General features: G+C 64.4%; 19 protein-coding genes. 2 read left to right on the top strand and 17 right to left on the bottom strand.

Going from position 1 to position 19,265, the window contains the following annotated elements:
• Positions 1-72: 72 nt before the first annotated feature.
• The 3 genes from FAZ97_RS21105 to FAZ97_RS21115 form a co-directional block, all read right to left on the bottom strand.
• Positions 73-237: a DUF1328 family protein gene (locus tag FAZ97_RS21105; RefSeq protein WP_028203076.1), complete on the bottom strand. Its 165-nt coding sequence runs from the start codon at positions 235-237 to the stop codon at positions 73-75.
• A 217-nt stretch (positions 238-454) separates the two neighbouring features.
• A complete protein-coding gene (locus tag FAZ97_RS21110) occupies positions 455-1,300 on the bottom strand; it encodes an alpha/beta hydrolase (protein WP_158760355.1) in 846 nt (281 codons plus the stop codon).
• Between the two features lie 155 nt (positions 1,301-1,455).
• Complete coding sequence (locus tag FAZ97_RS21115) at positions 1,456-1,782, bottom strand: hypothetical protein (protein WP_158760356.1); 327 nt, start codon at positions 1,780-1,782, stop codon at positions 1,456-1,458.
• 80 nt (positions 1,783-1,862) lie between these two features.
• On the opposite strand from FAZ97_RS21115, the gene FAZ97_RS21120 reads away from it, so the two are divergent.
• Positions 1,863-2,549, top strand: coding sequence for an SOS response-associated peptidase (locus tag FAZ97_RS21120; RefSeq protein ID WP_158760357.1), 687 nt, complete (start codon positions 1,863-1,865; stop codon positions 2,547-2,549).
• Positions 2,550-2,610: 61 nt separating this feature from the next.
• Here the strand turns inward: FAZ97_RS21120 and rhaS are convergent, their stop codons facing one another.
• The 6 genes from rhaS to rhaM all read right to left on the bottom strand — a co-directional run bounded on the left by rhaS (position 2,611) and on the right by rhaM (position 8,573).
• On the bottom strand, positions 2,611-3,618 hold the full coding sequence (gene rhaS, locus FAZ97_RS21125) for a rhamnose ABC transporter substrate-binding protein (RefSeq protein WP_158760358.1): 1,008 nt from the start codon (positions 3,616-3,618) through the stop codon (positions 2,611-2,613).
• A gap of 80 nt (positions 3,619-3,698) precedes the next feature.
• Positions 3,699-4,718 carry an ABC transporter permease gene (locus FAZ97_RS21130; protein ID WP_158760359.1) on the bottom strand — a complete coding sequence of 340 codons (1,020 nt, stop codon included), beginning with the start codon at positions 4,716-4,718 and terminating at the stop codon, positions 3,699-3,701.
• Entirely contained in the window at positions 4,711-5,766 is a 1,056-nt protein-coding gene (locus FAZ97_RS21135) for an ABC transporter permease (RefSeq protein ID WP_158760360.1), read from the bottom strand. The genes FAZ97_RS21130 and FAZ97_RS21135 overlap by 8 nt, the downstream gene beginning before the upstream one ends.
• Complete coding sequence (locus FAZ97_RS21140; protein WP_233271721.1) at positions 5,763-7,304, bottom strand: sugar ABC transporter ATP-binding protein; 1,542 nt, start codon at positions 7,302-7,304, stop codon at positions 5,763-5,765. The genes FAZ97_RS21135 and FAZ97_RS21140 overlap by 4 nt, the downstream gene beginning before the upstream one ends.
• A gap of 28 nt (positions 7,305-7,332) precedes the next feature.
• Positions 7,333-8,238: an amidohydrolase family protein gene (locus FAZ97_RS21145; RefSeq protein ID WP_158761023.1), complete on the bottom strand. Its 906-nt coding sequence runs from the start codon at positions 8,236-8,238 to the stop codon at positions 7,333-7,335.
• A gap of 20 nt (positions 8,239-8,258) precedes the next feature.
• The gene (gene rhaM, locus FAZ97_RS21150) at positions 8,259-8,573 is read right to left on the bottom strand and encodes an L-rhamnose mutarotase (protein WP_158760362.1); all 315 of its coding nucleotides are present in this window, start codon (positions 8,571-8,573) and stop codon (positions 8,259-8,261) included.
• A gap of 214 nt (positions 8,574-8,787) precedes the next feature.
• On the opposite strand from rhaM, the gene FAZ97_RS21155 reads away from it, so the two are divergent.
• A complete protein-coding gene (locus FAZ97_RS21155; protein WP_158760363.1) occupies positions 8,788-9,780 on the top strand; it encodes a LysR family transcriptional regulator in 993 nt (330 codons plus the stop codon).
• A 16-nt stretch (positions 9,781-9,796) separates the two neighbouring features.
• On the opposite strand, the gene FAZ97_RS21160 is transcribed toward FAZ97_RS21155, so the two are convergent.
• The 8 genes from FAZ97_RS21160 to glpD all read right to left on the bottom strand — a co-directional run bounded on the left by FAZ97_RS21160 (position 9,797) and on the right by glpD (position 19,112).
• On the bottom strand, positions 9,797-10,579 hold the full coding sequence (locus FAZ97_RS21160) for an SDR family NAD(P)-dependent oxidoreductase (RefSeq protein WP_158760364.1): 783 nt from the start codon (positions 10,577-10,579) through the stop codon (positions 9,797-9,799).
• 53 nt (positions 10,580-10,632) lie between these two features.
• A complete protein-coding gene (gene rhmD / locus FAZ97_RS21165; protein ID WP_158760365.1) occupies positions 10,633-11,811 on the bottom strand; it encodes an L-rhamnonate dehydratase in 1,179 nt (392 codons plus the stop codon).
• A 24-nt stretch (positions 11,812-11,835) separates the two neighbouring features.
• On the bottom strand, positions 11,836-13,194 hold the full coding sequence (locus tag FAZ97_RS21170) for an MFS transporter (protein ID WP_233271722.1): 1,359 nt from the start codon (positions 13,192-13,194) through the stop codon (positions 11,836-11,838).
• 96 nt (positions 13,195-13,290) lie between these two features.
• Positions 13,291-14,043 (bottom strand): SDR family NAD(P)-dependent oxidoreductase, encoded by a 753-nt coding sequence (locus FAZ97_RS21175; protein ID WP_158760366.1) that lies wholly within the window; start codon positions 14,041-14,043, stop codon positions 13,291-13,293.
• Positions 14,040-14,903 (bottom strand): fumarylacetoacetate hydrolase family protein, encoded by an 864-nt coding sequence (locus tag FAZ97_RS21180; protein ID WP_158760367.1) that lies wholly within the window; start codon positions 14,901-14,903, stop codon positions 14,040-14,042. The genes FAZ97_RS21175 and FAZ97_RS21180 overlap by 4 nt, the downstream gene beginning before the upstream one ends.
• 218 nt (positions 14,904-15,121) lie before the next feature.
• On the bottom strand, positions 15,122-15,838 hold the full coding sequence (locus FAZ97_RS21185) for an MIP/aquaporin family protein (protein ID WP_158760368.1): 717 nt from the start codon (positions 15,836-15,838) through the stop codon (positions 15,122-15,124).
• Positions 15,839-15,952: 114 nt separating this feature from the next.
• Positions 15,953-17,455 (bottom strand): glycerol kinase GlpK, encoded by a 1,503-nt coding sequence (glpK, locus tag FAZ97_RS21190; protein ID WP_199272118.1) that lies wholly within the window; start codon positions 17,453-17,455, stop codon positions 15,953-15,955.
• A 106-nt stretch (positions 17,456-17,561) separates the two neighbouring features.
• Complete coding sequence (gene glpD / locus FAZ97_RS21195) at positions 17,562-19,112, bottom strand: glycerol-3-phosphate dehydrogenase (RefSeq protein ID WP_158760370.1); 1,551 nt, start codon at positions 19,110-19,112, stop codon at positions 17,562-17,564.
• Positions 19,113-19,265: the final 153 nt, after the last annotated feature.

Raw genomic sequence — 19,265 nt, forward strand, 5'->3', positions numbered from 1 at the left:
TTAAACACGCAAAATTGCAGCCCGCGCGGGCGGGCGGGCTGCAATTCGACTGCAACACGCGTGGCTTGCTGATTAACCCCTTCTCACGACGCCCAGCAGCAACGTGACGAGGAAAATCACGAGGAAGATGAAGAACAGGATCTTGGCAATCGATGCCGCGCCAGCCGCGATGCCGCCGAAACCGAACACGGCCGCGATGATCGCGATGATAAAGAAAATGACAGCGTATTGAAGCATGACGTCCTCCTGCACCCGGTGCGATCCGGCTCAAGGGTGGTCGCCGCGCCCCGGCGCCGCGTGCGGTCGCCCGATGCCCGGCATCTGGTTGAGCGGGACGGATCTACGTGCCCGCCCCTGCAGGATCAAGAGAGCAAGCGCGGTGCCTGAGGCCGGGCACGCGCTGCCGGCAATCGTGTGAGGCAAGGATGTTGGCAAACGCGCGAGCCGCGACGCGCTACGCCACTTGCGGATGCCAGCCGGCGCGCTGGAACGCCGTGGCGAAAAAGAGCACCTGATAGCGGATCGAATTCGACCAATAGGACCACGTATGGCCGCCTGGGCGTTCCGCGTAATCGTGAGGCACACCCAGTTCGACGAGCTTTTCGTGCAGCGTGCGGTTCGACTGCACGAAGAAGTCGCTCACGCCGCAGTCGATGGTGAGCGCAATATGCGCATGCTCGAAGTCCTGCGCGCTATCCACGATCGCATTGCTGTTCCAGAACGACGCGTGACGCGCGGGATCTCCGAATATATGAGCGATGCCGGGCTCGTCCTCGCAGTTGCGCGGGTCGACCGCGCCGCTAATACTGCCGGCCGCACCGAACGTCTCCTGCCGGTCCAGCGCAATGCGCAGCGCGCCGAAGCCGCCCATGCTCAAGCCCGTGATCGCGCGCCCTTCGCGGGTGGCGATCGTGCGGAAATGCATGTCGATATACGACACGACCTCGTTGCCCACATAGGTTTCGTAACGGCTGCTGCGATCGAACGGGCTGTCGATGTACCAGCTCTCGTGGCCGCCGTCCGGCATCACGAGCACCACGTGGTAACGGTCGGCGAGCTTGCCGATGTGTGTGTTCGAAGTCCAGTCGGCATAACTGCCGCCCGAGCCGTGCAGCACGTAAATGACCGGAAAACGCGCGGCGTGGTTGCCGCGCGCGTAGTCGTCGGGCAGGACGACGGTCGCGTCGAACGAGCGCTGCATCGCGGCGCTCGGGATCGAGACGGTACGCGTCTGGTATGCCCAGACGGGAGCACTGAGAAGCAGCGCCAGAACGAACCAGCATGCGCGGACAATAGCCATGAGAAGTCGCTCTTGTGTTGACTGCCACGAAAGACAACTGCTTTCATGGACTCTAACAAGGGCTACTTACAGCCAAATTTCAACGTGCCATACGATTGATTGCGAATTGTTGGCAAACGTCGGGGAGCCCACATGACGGAGACGCTCGATGACGCTCAGTCGCCATTGCGCCGCCGGCGCCGCAGCCGCCCCTGCGGCTCGCCCTCGTGCAGCAAACCCTTTTGGCGCGCCGTGAGCGGGTCGGTCAAACACGGCTCCGCGTCGAGGTCCTGCTCGAAACGCTCCCACATGCCCGCGGGCGTATTCGCCGTGCCGACGCGCTTGCCGATCGTCAGCCGGATCTGGTTCGCCCGGCTGATGGTGGAGCGCAGCCGGTGGATTTCCCATAGCAGGCGCAATACGACGGGCAAGGGATTCCTGTCGTAGATTTCAGCCAGTTCCGCCGCCGTGAGCGGAGGGAAGTGACGATGATCCCGTCCCATTTTCCGCCCCAAAACACTGTATATTTATACAGCCTATCACATGTCAGAATGATTCTGAAGGACGGGACGGAGAGACGACCATGTGCACGAACTACGCCGCCGCACGCCGTGACTACCTGTTCAGGCATTACGGCGTCCTGCCGCCGGACGACCCATGGCGCGATGAGATCTACAAGGACTATGCCGCGCCAGTCATCCGCCGCTCGAGCGCCGCGCCGGATGTGCCCGATGCACGCGAAGCCCTGCTCGCGACCTTCGGCATGGTGCCGCGCAAGCACATTCCACCCGGCGTGAAGGTGTTCGACACGATGAATGCGCGCGCCGAATCGGTGGGTGAGAAGCGCAGTTTCAGTGGCGCGTGGAAAAAGCTGCAGCTTTGTTTGATTCCAGTGCAAGCGTTCTTCGAGCCGAACTACGAGACCGGCAAAGCGGTGCGCTGGCGCATTGGTCTTGCCGATGGCGCGCCATTCGCCATTGCCGGCCTATGGCGCGAGTGGGACGAAGGCGAGGCCGGCAACGCGTACTCATTCACGATGCTCACGGTCAATGCGAACGAGCATCCGTTGATGAAACGTTTTCACAAGCCCGGCGACGAGAAACGCTCCGTGGTGATCGTGCCACCTTCCGAGTATGAAAACTGGCTGGCGAGTCGATCGATGGATGAGGCGAGGTCGTTTCTCAATCTTTACCCGGCGGACGGGATGGCGGCGGAGCCTGAGCCCTTGCCGCCGCGCGCAACGGCAAAGCCCGAATCGAACAGCCAATAGCAAACGACCCGGCTTTGCCGGGTCGTTTAGCACGCTGCGTTAATCGTAAAAGCCGCGTAAATCAGAAGTTGAAGTTATCGATATTCGATGCGTCGAACGTCGTGGGCGGCCCGAGAATCACCTCACCGCTCTTGCCGATCGTGCGCTTGCCGAGCTTGCCCGCATCGAAGGACTCGCCTTCCTTGCCCGTGATCGTGCCCGAAGCCAGATTGGCCGCGGCATACGCAGCGAGATAACCGAGTGCACCCGGATCCCAAAGCTGGAACGCCTTCACGGTTCCGTTCTTCACGAACGCGCGCATCTGGTTAGGTGTGCCGAGGCCCGTCACCACCACCTTGCCCTTGCTCGGCGACGAAGAAATGTAGCGCGCCGCCGCCGCGATGCCAACCGATGTGGGCGCAACGATCGCCTTCAGGTTCGGATACGCCTGCAGCAAGCCTTGCGTTTCGACGAAGGACTTCTGGTCGTCGTCGTTGCCGTAGGCGATCTTCACGAGCTTCATCTTCGAATACTCGGGCTTCTTCAGTTCTTCCTGCATCCACTTGATCCAGGTGTTCTGGTTCGTCGCATTGGGCGTGGCCGAGAGAATCGCGAACTCGCCCTCGCCGCCCATCAGCTTCGAAACGAGCTGGATCTGCCCGCGGCCAATGCTCTCCGCATTCGCCTGGTTCACGAAGATTTGCCGTCCCTCGGGCGCCGTGTCCGAGTCGAACGTGACGACCTTGATGCCCTGATCCATCGCGCGCTTCAAATACGGCACGAGCGCGTTCGCATCATTGGCTGCGATGACGATCGCGTCCTGGTGCTGCGTGGTCAGCGTGTTGATGTACGAGACCTGCGAGGACGCGCCAGCATCCGAAGGCCCGACCACCTTGCCGTCGCCCTTGAACTCCTTGATGGCGTCCATGCCGCCGTTATCGGCGATCACCTCGTAGGGGTTGTTGATCTGCTTGGGCACGAATGCGATCTTGAGCCCCTCCTTGATGCCGGCCGCATGCGCCGCGACGCCGCCTCCCACTAGCATCGCGCACAGCAAGGCCGTGCACACGTGACGTACTGGCTTTCTCATGAATCGTCTCCTCGATGGGTACCGGACGCATCCGGTTGATTGACTGCCTCTTGACTTCCTTGCCTACGTTCACACCACGTTCAAGCCGCCCGCGCAAGCGCGCGCCGGTCGCGAAGCAGACGCCAGCGCGCCGCAAGATTCGGGATCAGCACCGAAGCGAGCAGCAACGCGCCAGTCACGATCGTGAGCGTTTCGCTCGACACATCGACGAGCGTAAGTGCATTCTTCAGCACACCTACGATCAGAAGCGAGAGCAGCACGCCATACATCGACCCGCGCCCGCCGAAAATGCTCACGCCGCCAAACAGCACCGCTGCGATCACCGAAAGCTCGAAGCCCTCGCCGTTGTCGCCGCGAGCGCTCGTGAAGCGCAGCGTATAGACAATGCCCGCGAGCGCGCTCATCACGCCCGACATCACGAACAGGCGCAGCTTGATCTTCGGCACGTCGATGCCCGAAAACGACGCGGCCGTGCTGTTTGCGCCAATGGCATAGAGGCTGCGGCCGAAAGCCGTGGCCTGCAGCAGGATCGTGAACACGATGGCGCTCGCCGCGACGATCAGGAACGGCAGCGGAATGAACGTGCTGCCCAGGTTGCTCATGCCAAAGAGCGTATAGCCCGGGGGAAAGTCGGCAATCGCCTGGTCGCCGAGCAGCACGTAGGCCAGCCCGCGAAACAGTGCGAGCGTGCCGATCGTCACCGCAAGCGAGGGTAGATTGAGCTTAACGATCACGAGCCCATTGAACAGGCCCGCGAGGCCGCCCGCCACGAGCACGAGCGCCATGGCGATGGGCATCGGCAAGCCCATGTGCCACAGCACGCCCAGCAACGCGCTCGACGCGCCGAGCACCGAGGCCACGGAAAGATCGATTTCGGCGGCGACGATGATGAGCGTCATCGGCAACGCCATGAGCGCGACTTCGGTGAGATCGGCGAGCACGTTGCTGATGTTCGCGCCCGTGAGGAACACGGGCGAGAGCACGCGCCCCACCACCAGCGAGGCGATGAGAATGACGACGAGCAGCGCCTCCCAGCTAAGCGGCAAGCCGGGCTTGCGCGTGAGCAGCGCGGCGTCGGGTTTCGGGGCGTTCTTAGCCATGGTCGCGTTTCCTCATCATGCGTTTTGCCACGGAGCGGGCGAGCAGCGTATCGGCGGCGATGGCGGCCACGATCAGCGCGCCTTGAATCGCCTGTTCCCAGAATGGCGAGACGTGCAGCACCACGAGCGCGATACTGATCACGCCCAGCACGAGCGCGCCGAGCGTCGCGCCGAGTATCGTGCCCACGCCGCCTGTGATCGCCACGCTGCCGACCACGGCGGCCGCGACCACCTGCAGTTCGATGCCCTTCGCCGTGCTCGCGTCCACGGTGCCGAAGCGGGCGAGCCACAGCGCGCCGGCCAGGCCCGCTATCGCGCCGCTGATCAGAAAGCCCGTCGCGACACGGCGCTCCACATTGATGCCGGCAAGCCGCGCCGCCTCGGGGTTCGAGCCGATCGCGTAATACTCGCGGCCCGGCCGGAACTGCTTGAGATACACGGAGAGCCCGGCGAGCAATATGAGCGCGATGAGCGCCAGCACCGGAATGCCGAGCACCGAGCCGGTGGCGAGCCGCGAAAACGCATCGGGCAGGCTCGTTGCGTTGATCTGGCCGCCGTGCACCCACGCGTAATCGGCACCGCGGAAGATGTAGAGCGTGGAGAGCGTCGCGACGAGCGACGGCACGCGCCCCACGGCCACGAGCAACGCATTGATTGCGCCCGCAACGAGTCCGATGGCAAGCCCCGCGACCAGCGCGACGAGCACCGGCATATGCGGGAACGCCACGTAGAGACTGCCCACGCCATAAGCGCTGATGCCGACCGTCGACCCGATCGAGAGGTCGATATGGCGCATCAGGATCACGATCGTCATGCCCGCCGTGAGCAAGCTCACGATGGAGACATTGAGCAGCACGTCACGCAGATTCTGCAGATTGAGGAATTGCGGCCGCGCGAGCGCCGTGCCGCCCACGATCAACAGCAGAACGACGAAGAGCGTGGTCTCGCGGCTGCGCGCCAGCGCTTCGGCCCACGCGCCCGCGTTGCGCCGCGGTGCGCGCGGCTCGCCGCCGTGCAAGGGATGAGGAGAAGTGGAATGGCGCATCATGCGGCGTGCCCCAGATGAATGTTGGTCTCGCCGAGCGCGGCGCTCATGATGCGCTCTTCGTTGGCATCGGCGCGTGCGATATCGGCGGTGATGCGGCCTTCGTGCATGACGAGCACGCGGTCCGCCATGCCGAGCACTTCGGGCAGTTCGCTCGAAATCATCAGCACGGCCATGCCCTCTTTCACGAGTTCCGCGAGCGCACCGTAGACTTCCGCCTTCGCGCCCACGTCGATGCCGCGCGTCGGTTCGTCGATGATGAGCACCTTCGGCCCGGTGGCGAGCCACTTGCCGAGCACCACCTTCTGCTGGTTGCCGCCCGAAAGCGTACCCACGGGTGCGTTCAGATCGCTCGCCTTCAGACGCAGGCGCGTGCCCCACTGCCCGGCAAGCTGCACTTCGCGCCCCGTGGAAATGAGGCCGAAGCGCACGAGCCGCCCGAGCACCGTGAGCGATGCGTTGCGCGCAATGCTCAATTCGAGCGCGAGACCTTGCTGGCGCCGGTCCTCCGGCACGAGCGCGAGGCCCGCCTTCACGGCGGCGGCGGGCTTGCCGGACGCGAGCGGCTTGCCCGCGATCTGAACCTGCCCCGCGTCGCTCGGGTCGATGCCGAATATGGCGCGCGCCACTTCGCTGCGCCCCGCGCCGACGAGTCCCGCGAGCGCGACGATCTCGCCTGCGCGCACGTCGAACGAAATGTCCTTGAATACGCCGCGGCGCGTGAGGCCGCGCACGCGCAGCATCACGTCGCCTGGCTGCACGTCGGCCTTCGGGTAGAACGTGGCGAGGTCGCGCCCCACCATCTTCGCTACGATGTCCTGCGTCTTGAGCGTGGCCGTGGGCGCGTCGAACACCTTGGCGCCGTCGCGCATGATCGTCACGTGCTGCGTGAGTGCGAACACTTCTTCGAGCCGGTGCGTAATGAAGAGGATCGCCACGCCGCGGTCGCGCAGCGTGCGTGCAATCGTGAAGAGCCGCTCGACTTCGGGCAGCGAGAGCGCGGCGGTCGGCTCGTCCATGATGAGCACGTTCGCATTGAGCGACAGCGCCTTGGCAATCTCGATCACCTGCTGGTCCGCAATCGAAAGGCCGCGCACGAGCCGCTCGGCCTTCAGTTCGACCCCGAGCGATTCGAGCAGCGCCGCCACTTCGCGATGCATCGTGTCGTAGTCGATACGGCCCACGCGATCCACGGGCTGACGGCCCATGTAGATGTTCTCCGCAATCGAAAGATCGAAGAACAGTGTGGGCTCCTGATAAATTACCGCGATGCCGGCGTCGCGCGCCTGGGCGGGCGTCGCGAACGTGCGCGCCACGCCGTCGATGCGCATTTCGCCGCCATCGGGCTGGTGCACGCCCGCGAGAATCTTCACGAGCGTCGACTTGCCCGCGCCGTTTTCGCCGAGCAGCGCGTGCACTTCGCCGGACATCAGCCTCAAGCTGCCGTCGATCAGCGCACGCACGCGCCCGAACGACTTGCTCGCGTTACGCAACTCGAGCCGCGGAGTGTCACTGGCTCTGACTTTTGCTTCTGCTTCCACGCCTGTCTCCATGTCGTTGCGCGCACACTCAAATGCGGTAGATACGTTCAGCGTTGCCGCGAAATAGCGCCGCGTGCTCGCTCTCGATCGCGCCGCTCACGATCGACGCGTACGCATGCCATAGCTTCGAATAGCCGCCGAACAGTCGGTCCACCGGAAAGTTCGAGGCGAACATAGCGCGATCCACGCCGAATGCGTCGATCGTTTCCAGCACATACGGACGCAGGCTTTCGACGCTCCATTCATGATCGAACATCGCCAGTCCGCTGATTTTCACGGCCACGTTCGGGCATGCCGCAAGCAGGCGCAGGCCTTCGCGCCACGCGCGGTAGCCCGCCACGCTATTGCGGTCGACGAACATGCCCGCGTGGTTGATCACAAGCTGAATGCCGGGATGTGCCCGCGCGAGTGCGGCCGCTTCTTCCATCTGCGAGGGATAAATCTGCAGGTCGAACGAAAGACCATGCTGTTCCAGCAGCGCGAAGTTCTCACGCCACGTCGTCTCATGGATGTAGTGACGGCCGACGTAGTCGTAGAGCTTGTTCTCGTGGACGTTGAGAATCTGGCGAATGCCGCGCGTGCGGGCAAACGCGGCGTGCGCTTCGAGCACCGCGGGCGCGTTCGGCGCGCTCAGGTCGCAGGCCGCCACGATGGCATCCGGCAATGTACGCGCTTCCCCCGCGTTAGCCGCGTTGTCCGCAATCGATTCCAGCCAGCGAGTTTCCTCCACCGGATCGTCAGGATCGTGATTCGCCTCGACGTGCACGACCTTGAGCACGTCGATGTCACCGGCCTCGCGCAGCAAGTCGTCAGGCAGGTAGTTGTGCTTGAGCTCGCGCGCATCGCCCACGAACGACGTGCCCGGATTCGCGAGCCACGGGTAATGATGCGTATCGAGGTTCCAGAAGTGGACGTGCGGATCGACGACCTGCATGGCATGTTCCTCGCGTGTGCTCATGGCAAATGAAAGACCTGCACGAGCGGCTGTTGCAGCGGCACGTTGTGCGCGTCGGTTTGCATGATGTCGGCCATGTAATCCCACCATTTGCGCATGATGGGCAGCTCGGGCAGCGCGTCCATGGTGTGATCGTCGCGGCGGTCGAGCACGGCGAAGAGATGATGCGTCGCCTCGTCGAGAAAGATGCGGTAATTTTTTACGCCCGCCTCGCGCAACGCGCTCGCGAGTTCGGGCCAGATTTCGCGGTGACGCCGCTCGTATTCGTCCCGCTTGCCGGGATCGAGCTGCATGCGAAACGCAATTGTCTCCATGATCGTGTCTCCGTCCAGCCTTGTTTCGCGTGCGCTTCATTGCCGCTTATGTGACAGTCAGCGCGCGTTGCCTCGGTATTTCCCCTGGCGTCGCAGCGCGCAACGGCACGCGTTTTTTACGTAGTTAGCCGCGTTGTGATCCGACTATAATTCCCGCATCGATAGCCAACCAATCCGATGTTGGGATCGGGCGATGCACAAACCGGATCGCTCCATGAATCATCACACTGCTGTCGTCGCACTCGTCAACCGGCTCAGATTCAAACACCTCGCCCTGCTCGTCGCACTCGACGACGCGCGCAACGTCCATCAAGCCGCCGACGCCATCAACGTCGCCCAGCCCAGCGCGAGCCGCATGCTGAGCGACATCGAGGAAGCGTTCGGCTTTCGCCTCTTCGAGCGCAACGCGCGCGGCATGCAGCCCACCGCGCTTGGCGTCGTCACGCTCGCCTATGCGCGCCGCGCGCTCGCCGAACTCACGCGCTTCGCCGAAGACCTCGACGTGAAGCGCCGCGGCGGCCACGGCCAGCTCACCGTGGGCGCGATCATGGGCGCCGCGCCCGACCTGCTCGCGCAAGCCGTCGCCACGCTCAAGACCGAACGGCCGCTGCTGCACGTGCGCATCCTCGGCGAAACGAGCGACCAGGTCGTGCAGCTGCTGCATCGCCGTGAAGTCGATCTCGCGCTCGGGCGCCTCACCACGCCGCTGCAGCACAACGATTTCAGCTTCGAACCCATCGCGCGCGAAACGCTCGTGCTCGTCGTGCGCGCGCGCCATCCGCTTGCGCGGCGCGAACACGTGACGCTCGCGGAGCTGATGGACTGGCCGTGGGTGGCGCAGCCCATTACGAGCCCCGCGCGCGAGTTGTTCGAAGGCGAACTTGCGCGCGCCGGTCTTGGCACGCCCGCCAACCTCACCGAGTCGGCCTCGATCTTCGCCACGCTGCAGTTGCTCGAAAGCTTCGACGCCGTGGCCATGCTGCCCGAGCCGGTCGTGCGCGACCATGTGCGCGGCAAGCTGCTCGTCGTGCTGCCGCTCGAAATCGGCAAGAGCCTGCCGGGCTACGGCGTGCTCACGCGCAAGAACGAGCCGCTTGCCGAGCCCGCCGAGCATTTCGTCGGCTTGCTGCGGCGCTTTTCGCAGCCCTTCAAGATGGACGATATCGCTCACGGTGGTTCGCACGCGGCCGCGCTCGCTCCTCATTGATACGTTTGCCCGGGGCTCATTGCAGATTCACGAAGAGCCCGCCGTCCACTAGCAGTGCTGCGCCCGTCACATAGCGCGCACGGTCCGAGGCGAGAAACACCACGCATTCGGCCACGTCCTCGGGCGCGCCCAGCCGCCCGAGCGGAATGCGCTTTTCGAAATACTCGCGTTTGCTTTCGTCGCTCAAATCCTCGGCATTCAGGTCGGTCGCGATCGTGCCGGGCATCACCGAATTGCAGCGTATGCCATACGGCCCGAGCGCAATCGCGCACGACTGCATGAGCGAATGCACACCGGCCTTGGTGGGCGTGTAGTGCGTTTGCATACCGCCACCCACTAGCGCGCTGATCGAACTCGTCGCCACGATCGCGCCGCCCGTGCCTTGCTCCTTCATTTGCCGCGCAACGGCCTGAGTCACGTAGAACGCGCCGTTCAGGTTCACGCCTATCGTGCGTTCGAGCACGGCGGGCGGCATGTCGAGAAACGAATGGAACGGACAGATACCCGCATTGCTTGCGAGCACATCGACCTTGCCGAAGCGCTCCACCGTCTGACGCACGAGGTCCACGCCGGTTTGCGGCGCGGCCACGTTGCCTTCCAGCGCAATCGCGCGGCGACCTAGCCGCTCGATCTCGCCCACCACCTCGTCGATCGCCGAGCGGCGGCCATATGAGGCGTCGTTGTCGCCCCAGTAGTTGATCGCGACATCTGCGCCCTCGCGGGCGCTTGCAATCGCAATGGCGCGGCCGATGCCGCGCGAACCGCCGGTGACGATCACCACCTTGTCCTTGAGCAGCACGTGTTTCTCCTCGTCGCTTTCGATGAGCCTCGATTAGCGCGCTTTCACCGCGCTTAGTGTGTGTAAGGACGCGAAAGTTTGCAGTCCGGATTGAGTAGCACGCCGAAGCCCGGCGCATCCGGCACCTTGAGCCGGCCCTTCACCGGTACCGGTTCGTCGAGCAGGAGCGGTGTGAACATCGGCACCACCTTGTCGGCCTTCGGCGCCATCATGAGGAATTCCGCGAACGGCGAGTTATGGCGCGTCACGACGAAGTGATAGCTGTACACCGACGAGCCATGCGGCACGACCAGCACGTTATGCGCATCGGCGAGCGCCGAAATCTTGATGAGTTCGGTCATGCCGCCGCACCAGTTCACGTCGGGCTGGATCAGGTCGCAGCAGCCCATTTCCAGCAGCATGCGAAAGCCCCAGCGCGTGGCCTCGTGTTCGCCCGTGGAGACCATCATGCCGCGCGGCACGTTGCGGCGCAGTTCGGCATAGCCCCAGTAGTCGTCGGGCGGCAGGCATTCCTCGATCCACTTGAGGTTGTACTCCTGCGCGGCCTGCGCGAGGCGCGTGGCGTAGCGCACATCGAGGCTCATCCAGCAGTCGTACATGAGCCAGAAGTCATCGCCCACGCGCTCGCGCATCGTAGCGAGCAGTTCGAGGTTCTTTCTGAGCCCCACTTCACCTTCGGCCGGACCGTGCAAAAGCGGCAGCTTGCCGCCAATGAAGCCCATTTCCTTCGCGAGGTCGGGGCGCGCACCGGTTGCGTAGAACATCAGCTCGTCGCGCACGGGGCCGCCGAGCAATTGATACACCGGCTCCTTGCGGATCTGCCCGAGCAGGTCCCACAGTGCGAGATCGACGCCCGAGATCGTGTTGAGCACGACGCCCTTGCGGCCGTAGTAGAGCGTGGCGTAGTACATCTGATCCCACATCTTCTCGATGTCGGTGACGACCTGCCCTTCGAGAAAGCGCGCAAGATGCTTCTCGACAATGAACGCGCCGATCTCGCCGCCCGTGGTCACGGCAAAACCCACGGTGCCGTCGCTCGCCTCCACTTCCACGACGAGCGTGCCTAGCACGTCGATGCCGAACGAACGGCGGCTCTGCCGATACTCGGGATAGCGCGCCATGGGCGTGGAAATGTGGTCGTCGATCCAGTGGCCGTCGGGTTGATCGTGATAGTCGGCGCCGCCGCCGCGCACGGTGAAGGCTCGCACGTGTTTGATGGTTGGCATGGCCATGTGACGTAGCTCCTGTGTAGTGGATTAACGCGCGCGCCGCACGGGCGGCTCGAACGAACGAGCCGCCGGCGTAACGGCGCGCGGCGCGACGATAAGAATGAGCAGCGCGGCGGCAATGCTCGCAAGACCGAGCAGTTCGAGGCCCGCCGCGTGTGAAGCGAAATTACGGTCGGCGGCGGCGCGCAGCATCGGCGCGACGAAACCGCCCAGACCGCCGAGCGAATTGATGAGCGCGATGCCGCTGGCCGAGGCCGCGCCCGCAAGGTCGCGCGCCGGGAAGGTCCAGAAGAGCGGCTGCGCTGCGATGAAGCCGCTCGCAGCACAGCACAGGCCGACCATCGCGACGATCGCGCCCGCTGTGCCGCCGAGACCGCCCGCCACGCCCGAGACCACGATGCCGGCACCCGACATCACGAGCAGGCGCGCCGCCCATGCACGATGACCGCCGAGACGGTCCGCTCGGCGCGGCACAATCCACGTGAGCGCCACGGCGCATAGCCAGGGCACGGCCGCGAGCAGGCCGACCTTCAATCCCACGGAAGCGCCCATGATCGAGGCCACCTGTTGCGGCAGAAAGAAGATCACGCCGTACACGCTCATCTGGATCAACGCGTAGATGCCGGCATAGGCGAGCACGCGGCGGTCGAACAACGCGGCGAGCGCGTCGCGCGGGCCGTGCGCGGCAGCCTCGCGGGTATCGAGCTGAATCGCGCTGGCAAGTGCGCGGCGTTCATCGGCGTTGAGCCAGCGCGCGTCCTCGGGCTTGTCGACGAGATACCAGAAGGCCCACACGCCCACGATCGAGGCGAGGCCGCCCTCCACGAGAAAGAGCCACTTCCAGCCCGCCAGCCCGAAGGTGCCGTGCATCTCGATCAGAAGTCCTGACAACGGCCCACCGAAGATGAACGCAAGCGGCGCGCCGAAATAGAACACGCCGATCGCGCGCGCACGCGAGGACTGCGGAAACCACTGCGTGAGGTAGTAGATGATGCCGGGGAAGAAGCCCGCTTCGGCCACCCCCAGCAGGAAGCGCAGCACGTAGAACGAGGTAGGCGACTGTACCCACGCCATCGCCGCGGAAATCAGGCCCCACGTGACCATGATGCGGCACATCCAGATCCGCGCGCCCACACGGTGCAGCGCGAGATTGCTCGGCACTTCGAACAGCGCGTAGCCGACGAAGAACACGCCTGCGCCGAAAGCGAACGCCGCATCCGAAAGACCTGTATCGTGCTGCAGCGCCTTCTGCGCGAAGCCAATATTCGCGCGGTCGAGAAACGCAAGCACGTACATCAAGAGCAGGAACGGCAAGAGGCGGCGCATGGCCTTGCGGCCAGCGGCTTCTGCCAGTGCGGGTGCCAAGCCAGGTGCCTCGATCGACATCAATGTCTCCTGTCGGCGCTTGTCTGTTACCGCTGCGCCGTTATCGTGTTGCCGCGCGCGTCGCAAGGCCCATGCGCGCGGGTCATGCTTTACACCTCAATACGTCGCACGGCCGCCAGAAAGATCGAACACCGAGCCGGTGCTGAAGGCGCAGTCTTCCGTCGTGAGCCACACGATCATCGAAGCGGCTTCGTCCGGCATCAGGAAGCGGTTCATCGGGATCTTGGCGAGCATGTAGTCAATGTGCTGCTGCGACATCGAATCGAAAATCTCGGTCTTGGCCGCCGCGGGTGTCACGGCATTGACGAGCACGCCCTTCGTGGCAAGCTCCTTGCCGAGCGATTTGGTCAGGCCGATGACCCCAGCCTTCGATGCGCTGTAGTGCGAAGCATTCGGGTTACCTTCCTTGCCGGCCACGGAGGCGATATTGACGATGCGCCCGTAGCCCTGCTCGATCATGCGCGGCACTACGGCTCGACAGGTGAGATAGCTGCCGATCAGATTCACTTCAATCACGCGGCGCCACACGTCCACGGGCAATTCCCACGTGAGGCCATTGCCGCCCGTAATGCCCGCGCTGTTGACGAGCGCGTGAATCGCGCCGTGCGTCTTCACCGTTTGCTGCGCGGCTGCCTCGACCGAAGCTTCATCGGTCAACTCGACCGTCACCACCGAAACGTTGCCAAACTCCGACAACTCGCTGCGCGCGCGTTCGAGCCGCTCGGCGTCGATGTCCCACAGCGCGACCGCCGCGCCCGAACGCAGCGCGCGTTGCGCCACGGCATAACCCAGGCCGCGAGCGCCGCCCGTCACCACCATCACGCGATTCTTCAGATCCAGTTGATTCATTGCGCCTGCCCTCCTTGTTCCGCCACGAGGCGTTGCTGTTGTTCACCGAGCCCGCTCACGCCGAGGCGCATGGTCTGGCCCGCGCGCAGATAGATGGGCTCGGGCTTCTGCCCCATGCCCACGCCCGGCGGCGTGCCCGTCGAGATCACGTCGCCGGGCTGCAGGCTCATGAACTGGCTGATATAGGAAACGAGCGTGGCCACGTCGAAGATCATCGTGCGCGTGTTGCCGTTCTGGTAGCGCTTGCCGTCGACTTCGAGCCACATGTCGAGCGCTTGCGGGTCGGCGACTTCGTCACGCGTGACGAGCCAGGGGCCGAGCGGCGCGAAGGTGTCGTAGCCCTTGCCCTTGTCCCACTGGCCGCCGCGCTCGATCTGCCATTCGCGCTCGGAAACATCGTTGACGACGCAATAACCGGCCACATAATCGAGCGCGCGCTCGCGCGGCACATTGCGCGCTTCTTCGCCGATCACCACGCCCAGCTCGACCTCCCAATCGACCTTCTTCGCGCCCGGGGGAATCAGCACGTCATCGTTGGGACCGGTGATGGAGCTCGTTGCCTTGAGGAAAAGCACGGGCTCCGTGGGCACGGGCATGTTCGATTCGGCGGCGTGGTCGGAGTAGTTAAGGCCCACGCAGACGATCTTGCCGACGGCGCCCACGCAAGGGCCGAGGCGGGTATTGGCGGGAACGAGCGGCAAGGTGGTGAGATCGAGTGCCGCGATTTCGCGCAGCGCAGCCGCGCCGAGGCGCTTGCCCGCTACGTCGGCTGTGACGCCGGACAGATCGCGCACGCGCCCTTCCTTATCGATCACACCCGGCTTCTCAGCCCCCTTACTGCCCCAACGGACCAGCTTCATGCGGCGTCTCCTGATATTGGAATGCATCGTTGACAGCCAATATAGGTGTGCCGCGATAGCCGAACAATCCGAAAGCCGCATGGGGCGATAGCGAAACCGGATCGCGCCCTTTCAAACGTGATGCGCCATGGGTGCGCAGAAAAGCAAAAACCCGCGAACGCCTTGACGTTCGCGGGTTTGGTGCACTGCAACACGCCTGTCACGCAGGCGCGACGGGATCAGTGCATTGCGTGCAGGTAATGATAGAGACCGGCCGCGGCCGCGCCGCCAGCGAGCGGCCCGAACACCGGAACCCAGGCATAGCGCCAGTCGCTGTCACGCTTGCCCGGAATGGGCAGCAGCGCGTGCATGATGCGCGGCGAGAGATCGCGCGCCGGGCTCATCGCGTAGCCGGTCGGGCCGCCGAGCGAAATGCCGATGCCGAGCACGAGCAGACCCACGGGCAGCGCGTCGAGCGCGCCGAGTCCCACCTGCGGCGAGGCCAGATAGAGCACGCCGAGGATCAGCACGAAGGTGCAGATCGCTTCCGTCAGCACGTTGTGCCGCTTGCTGCGAATGGCGGGCGCCGTGCAAAACACCGCGAGCTTGATATCCGGATCGGCTTCGTTTGCGAAGTGCTGTCGATAGGCGAGCCACACGAGCAACGCGCCCGCCATGCCGCCGAGCATCTGCGCCGCGATATAACCGCCGACCTTCGACCACGCGAACTTGCCCGCCAGCGCGAGGCTGATCGTCACGATGGGGTTCAGGTGCGCGCCGCTGAACGAGGCCGTTACGTAGACCGCCACGAACACGGCCATGGCCCAGCCCATCACGATGACGATGAGGTCGGCGCCCTTGCCCTTCGTTTTCGCCAGCAGCACGTTGGCAACAGCGCCGTTGCCTAGCAGCACGAGAATGGCTGTGCCAATGAATTCCGCAATATAGGGTGACATGATTGTCGTAGTCTCTCTCTGCCCGCGCGGTGCATGCGCACGTAGCGCATGCCATCCCGCTGCGGGTTATGTTAATTAGTTATGCTTGTTTGTTGAAAAACCTGATTGCGCCGCTCAGTGCGAGTCGTCCGCCCAGGCCTTGGCCGCACGCACCGCACGCTGCCAGCCCGCACGGCAGGCGTCGACCTGCGCGGCCTGCATCGACGGCGCGAAACGCCGGTCGAGCTTCCACTGGCTCTGCAGCTCGCCCACGTTCTGCCAGTAGCCCGTTGCAAGGCCCGCGAGGTAAGCCGCGCCGAGCGCCGTGGTTTCGGTGATCCTCGGGCGTACCGCATCCACGCCGAGCAAGTCCGCCTGGAACTGCATGAGCAGATTGTTCGCGCTCGCGCCGCCGTCCACGCGCAATTCACCCACGCTGATGCCCGAATCCGCTTCCATCGCCGCCAGCACGTCGAGCGACTGGTACGCGATCGAATCGAGCGCCGCGCGCGCGAGGTGCGCTGAGGTCGTGCCGCGCGTCACGCCGAACAGCGTGCCACGCGCGTGCGCGTTCCAGTGCGGCGCGCCGAGGCCCGCGAAGGCCGGCACGAGATACACGCCATCCGTATGCGGCACGCTCGCGGCGAGCGCCTCGATTTCCGGCGCGCTCTTGATGATGCCCATGCCGTCGCGCAACCACTGCACCACCGCACCCGCAATGAAGATGCTGCCTTCCAGCGCGTAGTTGACCTCGTCGCCGATCTGCCAGGCAATCGTCGTCACGAGGTTGTTCTTCGACTCGATGGGCTTCGTGCCCGTGTTCATCATCAGGAAGCAGCCCGTGCCGTAGGTGTTCTTCACCATGCCCGTGCTCGTGCACATCTGGCCGAACATCGCGGCCTGCTGGTCGCCTGCAATGCCGGCCAGTGGAATCTTCGAGGCGAACACCGTGGTCTTGGTCGGACCATAAATTTCGGACGACGAACGGACCTCGGGCAGCATGCTGCGCGGAATTTCGAGCGCGTCGAGCAGCTCGTCGTCCCATTGGCGCGTGTGGATGTTGAACAGCATGGTGCGCGACGCGTTCGTCACGTCGGTCACGTGCAGCTCGTGCTTCGTGAAGTTCCACACGAGCCAGCTGTCCACGGTGCCGAACGCGAGCTTGCCTTGACGCGCTTTTTCGCGTGCGCCGGGCACGTTGTCGAGAATCCAGCGGATCTTCGTGCCCGAGAAGTACGAGTCGATCGGCAGGCCGGTCTTCGCGCGCACTTTCTCTTCGAGGCCGCGCTCCTTGAGCGAGTCGCAGAAGTCGGCCGTGCGGCGGTCCTGCCACACAATGGCGTTATAGATGGGATGGCCCGTTTCCCGGTCCCAGACGATGGTCGTCTCGCGCTGGTTCGTAATGCCGATCGCGGCGATATTGGTGCCGTTCAGGCCCGCGCGCGTGACGGCCTCGGCGGCCACGCCGGCCTGCGTCGACCAGATTTCCTGCGGATCGTGCTCGACCCAGCCCGGCTGCGGATAAATCTGCTCGAATTCCTTCTGGGCCACCGAAACGATATTGCCCTGGCGGTCGAACAGCATGGCGCGCGAACTCGTGGTGCCCTGGTCGAGCGCAAGAATGTACTGTTCCTGCATGTCTCTCATCTCCGTGTGTACTAGTTGTGATTGTGCGCCGCGGGGGACGGCGCGGGGGGTACGTGCGCGGTGTTACGTAAAACCGATTGCGTGCTGCCGGCGAACTTCAGTGCTGCGCGGTCGCCGTCGCGCTTGTTGCGGCAAACCAGTGATCGATTGCAGCGTTCACGCCGTTGAGCGTGCCCGGTTCGACATGCAGGCCCAGCTTCGAGCGGCGCCACAGCACGTCTTCGGCACGCGTGGCCCACTCGGCGGCGCGCAGGTAACGCAATTCGGCCTCGTAGATGCCGGGCGCTACTTCTGCGCCGAGGTCGGCGAGCGAACGCGCGTTGCCCAGGAGACGTTCGGCGCGCGTGCCGTATGCACGCGCGTAGCGGCGCGCAAGCGCGGCAGGCAGCCATGCATGGCGCTTTGCGAACGCCTGCGCAAACGGCTCGAAACGCGCGTGCGCGATATCGCCGCCGGGCAACGGCGCGCCCGCGGTCCACGAAGGCGCGGCGTGGCCGAGCGCGCGGCACAGCATGTCCGAAGCCTCTTCCGCGAGCTTGCGGAAGGTCGTGATCTTGCCGCCGAACACCGAAAGCAGCGGCGCGCCAGCGGTTTCGTCGAGTTCGAGCTTGTAGTCGCGCGTGACCGCGGACGCATTTTCCGCGCCCTCTTCCTCGAGCAGCGGACGCACGCCCGAGTAGGTCCATTGCACGTCGGCGGGCGAGATCTTGCGCTTGAAATAGCGGTTGATCGACTCGCACAGATAGCGCGTTTCGTCGCCGTCGATCGACACCTTCGCGGGATCGTTGTGGTACTCCACGTCGGTCGTGCCGATCAACGTGAAGTCGTGCTCGTACGGAATCGCGAAGATGATGCGCTTGTCCGGGTTCTGGAAGATGTATGCGTGATCGTGATCGAACAACCGTTTCGTCACAATATGGCTACCCTTCACGAGGCGCACGCTGTGCTGCGCGCCGCGCCCGAGCGCGCCGTGCAGCACCTCGCCCACCCACGGGCCGGCCGCGTTGGCGATGGCGCGCGCGCGCACGTCGAAGGTGCTGCCGTCCGGGCGGCGCAAGAGCGCCTGCCACTCGCGACCCGCACCGTCCGCGACATTCGTGCGCACGGCCGAAACCAGCTTCGTACGCGTGAGGATTTGCGCGCCGCGCTCCTGCGCGTCGAGCGCGTTGAGCACGACGAGGCGCGCGTCGTCGACCCAGCCGTCCGAATAGACGAAGCCGCGCTGGATCGAGTCGATGAGCGGCCCGCCCGCCGCGTGGCGGCGCATGTCGATGCCGCGCGAGCCCGGCAGCAGTTCGCGCTTCGCCAGATGATCGTAGAGAAACAAGCCCATGCGAATGAGCCACGCGGGACGCAGGTTCGGCATGTGCGGCATGACGAAACGCAGCGGCCACATGATGTGGGGCGCCGCGCGCAAGAGCGTTTCGCGTTCCTGCAGCGCCTTGCGCACGAGCCCGAATTCCTTGTACTCGAGATAGCGCAGCCCGCCGTGAATCAGCTTGGTGCTGCACGACGAGGTATGCGAGGCGAGGTCGTCCTGCTCGCAAAGGAGCACCGACAACCCGCGGCCGGCCGCGTCGCGCGCGATGCCCGCGCCGTTGATCCCGCCGCCCACGACGAGCAGATCGTACCGGTTCTGTTGAGTCACCCTGCTGTGTCCCTGAAAGAAAAACGAACCTCGGAATGTTCGAATTCGAAATTTATCGAACATGAATGAAAAAGTAAAGGTTCGAATTTGAGGGGAAAGGATGGAAAGGTGCGCGTAAACGAACATGCACCGAACAGTATCGAACGGTCGTCA

Source organism: Paraburkholderia acidiphila (assembly GCF_009789655.1).
In the GTDB taxonomy this organism is placed as follows: domain Bacteria; phylum Pseudomonadota; class Gammaproteobacteria; order Burkholderiales; family Burkholderiaceae; genus Paraburkholderia; species Paraburkholderia acidiphila.

What these genes read in the sequence shown, in the direction of transcription:
- FAZ97_RS21105 (WP_028203076.1), bottom strand. Translation starts at nt 237, where the DNA reads ATGCTTCAATACGCTGTCATTTTCTTTATCATCGCGATCATCGCGGCC.
- FAZ97_RS21120 (WP_158760357.1), top strand. Translation starts at nt 1,863, where the DNA reads ATGTGCACGAACTACGCCGCCGCACGCCGTGACTACCTGTTCAGGCAT.
- FAZ97_RS21170 (WP_233271722.1), bottom strand. Translation starts at nt 13,194, where the DNA reads ATGTCGATCGAGGCACCTGGCTTGGCACCCGCACTGGCAGAAGCCGCT.
- glpK (WP_199272118.1), bottom strand. Translation starts at nt 17,455, where the DNA reads ATGCAGGAACAGTACATTCTTGCGCTCGACCAGGGCACCACGAGTTCG.
- FAZ97_RS21115 (WP_158760356.1), bottom strand. Translation starts at nt 1,782, where the DNA reads ATGGGACGGGATCATCGTCACTTCCCTCCGCTCACGGCGGCGGAACTG.
- FAZ97_RS21175 (WP_158760366.1), bottom strand. Translation starts at nt 14,043, where the DNA reads ATGAATCAACTGGATCTGAAGAATCGCGTGATGGTGGTGACGGGCGGC.
- FAZ97_RS21135 (WP_158760360.1), bottom strand. Translation starts at nt 5,766, where the DNA reads ATGATGCGCCATTCCACTTCTCCTCATCCCTTGCACGGCGGCGAGCCG.
- FAZ97_RS21110 (WP_158760355.1), bottom strand. Translation starts at nt 1,300, where the DNA reads ATGGCTATTGTCCGCGCATGCTGGTTCGTTCTGGCGCTGCTTCTCAGT.
- FAZ97_RS21130 (WP_158760359.1), bottom strand. Translation starts at nt 4,718, where the DNA reads ATGGCTAAGAACGCCCCGAAACCCGACGCCGCGCTGCTCACGCGCAAG.
- FAZ97_RS21145 (WP_158761023.1), bottom strand. Translation starts at nt 8,238, where the DNA reads ATGCAGGTCGTCGATCCGCACGTCCACTTCTGGAACCTCGATACGCAT.
- rhaS (WP_158760358.1), bottom strand. Translation starts at nt 3,618, where the DNA reads ATGAGAAAGCCAGTACGTCACGTGTGCACGGCCTTGCTGTGCGCGATG.
- rhaM (WP_158760362.1), bottom strand. Translation starts at nt 8,573, where the DNA reads ATGGAGACAATTGCGTTTCGCATGCAGCTCGATCCCGGCAAGCGGGAC.
- FAZ97_RS21180 (WP_158760367.1), bottom strand. Translation starts at nt 14,903, where the DNA reads ATGAAGCTGGTCCGTTGGGGCAGTAAGGGGGCTGAGAAGCCGGGTGTG.
- rhmD (WP_158760365.1), bottom strand. Translation starts at nt 11,811, where the DNA reads ATGGCCATGCCAACCATCAAACACGTGCGAGCCTTCACCGTGCGCGGC.
- FAZ97_RS21185 (WP_158760368.1), bottom strand. Translation starts at nt 15,838, where the DNA reads ATGTCACCCTATATTGCGGAATTCATTGGCACAGCCATTCTCGTGCTG.
- FAZ97_RS21155 (WP_158760363.1), top strand. Translation starts at nt 8,788, where the DNA reads ATGAATCATCACACTGCTGTCGTCGCACTCGTCAACCGGCTCAGATTC.